At 34.4% G+C, this 1,827-nt stretch carries 3 protein-coding genes; all 3 read right to left on the reverse strand.

The window, feature by feature from the left end:
• A partial coding sequence (locus H0Z29_12100; protein ID MBO8132226.1) for a ThaI family type II restriction endonuclease occupies nucleotides 1–411 on the reverse strand: 411 nt, incomplete at its 3' end.
• 3 nt (nucleotides 412–414) lie between these two features.
• Nucleotides 415–810: a tyrosine-type recombinase/integrase gene (locus H0Z29_12105; GenBank protein MBO8132227.1), complete on the reverse strand. Its 396-nt coding sequence runs from the start codon at nucleotides 808–810 to the stop codon at nucleotides 415–417.
• Between the two features lie 3 nt (nucleotides 811–813).
• Complete coding sequence (locus H0Z29_12110) at nucleotides 814–978, reverse strand: hypothetical protein (GenBank protein MBO8132228.1); 165 nt, start codon at nucleotides 976–978, stop codon at nucleotides 814–816.
• Between the last annotated feature and the right edge of the window lie 849 nt (nucleotides 979–1,827).

The following is a 1,827-nucleotide window of genomic DNA, read 5'->3' on the forward strand; positions in this document are numbered from 1 at the left end:
AATGTAATAAAACCCTCCTACACTTCCCCAGTTAATTTGAATTAGTATAATATCGCAGTGTGGATAATAAGTTTCTCTAAACTCCTTTGCCTTTTGTGCATCAACTGTCCATATGAGTTTAACTCCACTAAATCCTTTTCCTGTAATTGTTTTTATGGAGAAAGGTTCACCAAATAATTTTACATCAACTTCTGGTTCCGTAATTGGAATTTCAGTTTCTACATTCGCCTCTCCAAATTTATAGATAAGCAAAGCAATGATGATTCTTTCACGAAGAGAGCCAACTTCCATCCCGATTTTTCCAGCTCTTGAACTCTCTAGCTCTGCAAGCTGAAATAAATACGGCAGCTTATTTTTAATCCTGTTTACGAGTCTTACATCCTCAAATATTTCTATTAATCTACTTGACATCTTCTATTCCTCCCTAAGCAAAATGTCGCCTAACTCATTTATATCCGCATTGCGGATATTATCTTGATTTAGTGTTATATCCGCAATACTGCGCATATAAATCCATCTAGACGTGATCATATTTCCTCTCTCCACAATATCATCAAGTGGACTTTTTATCCTCACTATGCTAACCTCACTCACATGTGTATAAATTTCAGTAGTTTTACTGCTCTTATGTTCACCCATATCCTGAATATACCTTAAGTACACGCCACTCTCCAAAAGATGTGTCGCAAAACTATGTTTTAGTGAATGAACTGTTACATATTCCTTTATTCCCGTCTTAAGGCATAAATGCTTGAATGTTGCCCGAACCGTTCTTGTAGAAATGTGTTTTCCCCTCCTTCCACCCTCCAATAATCACGCTAAAGGTCTATAAACTTTGAAATATTTTTTAAGAGCCTTTAGAGAATAATCCAAAAGAATAGTATCTCTGTCTTTTTTCCCTTTTGAACCTATTATATGTAACAAATTCCTTTCGATATTAGTATCCGCTGGCTTTAATCTTATAACTAATGACACCATTAGACCAGCAGAGTAATTCAATCTTAAAATTGTCTTGTGCTTAATATTGTTCACTGAATTAATGATTTTTACAACTCTCTTTAAAACAACTATTATTTTTAAATATTTCCTTAGACATTTGATCTCACATATAAAGTTACTATCTAAAAATTCTCCATTAATAACTCTTTAAAGCATTTATAATAATATTCTGAAAAGAAAATAATATTTCCCCCTTTTTTCAATCATATGTTAAAAATATTTTTTTATATATTAATAATCAACATTATTCGATCCCTTTCCTAAAAAATAATATAAAATTTTTATTTTACTTTATATGAGATTCTATTGCCCTTTTTGAACATTTTCTTATTGAGGGTCCTTCAAACAAATATACAGGCTACAGGTAAAGATCTATAAAGGTATAATTTTTAAAAATATTTTGAAATTCTGAAATTCTTATTATCATTTTTCTGTTTTATTAAGTTTTAAAAAGAGTAAAATCTCTTTATATACACATATTCATTTACTTTTTCAAAATTCGTACCCCATAGGGATCCCTCCGGGAGAACCGTCGGCTTAAGAGAAACTACCCTACCAATTAACCATCTCTACAACACACCACTGAGTTTGTGCCCCGACCAGGACTCAAACCTGTCCCATAGGGATCCCTCCGGGAGAACCGTCGGCTTAAGAGAAACTACCCTACCAATTAACCATCTCTACAACACACCACTGAGTTTGTGCCCCGACCAGGACTCAAACCTGTCCCATAGGGATCCCTCCGGGAGAACCGTCGGCTTAAGAGAAACTACCCTACCAATTAACCATCTCTACAACACACCACTGAGTTTGTGCCCCGACCAGGAC

The organism is Candidatus Neomarinimicrobiota bacterium (genome assembly GCA_017656425.1).
GTDB lineage: Bacteria > Fidelibacterota > UBA2242 > UBA2242 > B5-G15 > JACDNV01.

Coding starts and splice junctions, on each gene's coding strand:
- H0Z29_12110 (MBO8132228.1), bottom strand. CDS start 978: ATGGTGTCATTAGTTATAAGATTAAAGCCAGCGGATACTAATATCGAA.